The organism is Staphylococcus rostri (assembly GCF_002902145.1).
Lineage (GTDB): Bacteria > Bacillota > Bacilli > Staphylococcales > Staphylococcaceae > Staphylococcus > Staphylococcus rostri.
The window spans coordinates 1-207 of the sequence record NZ_PPRF01000146.1 but is presented as its reverse complement, the minus strand read 5'-3'; the positions used below and the strand labels follow the sequence as shown (position 1 = coordinate 207).

Sequence of the window (207 nt, the reverse complement as noted above, 5' to 3'; positions counted from 1 at the left end):
GTGAAGTGAGAAAAAGTAAGAAAGCGTTCAAGGATTTTAAAGAACGTAAGATAAAATATGAAAAGCAAATGGAAATTTATGGTGACAGAAAAAGCTATTCTAAAACTGATCATGATGCGACATTTATGAGAATGAAAGATGATCATATGAGAAATGGTCAGTTGAAACCGGGCTACAACCTGCAGATAGCGACAAATAATCAATTCG

1 pseudogene is annotated in these 207 nt (G+C 33.8%); it reads left to right on the top strand.

Going from position 1 to position 207, the window contains the following annotated elements:
* Nucleotides 1-207 (top strand): annotated as a pseudogene (locus CD122_RS11530) (IS5/IS1182 family transposase); the annotation flags it as partial.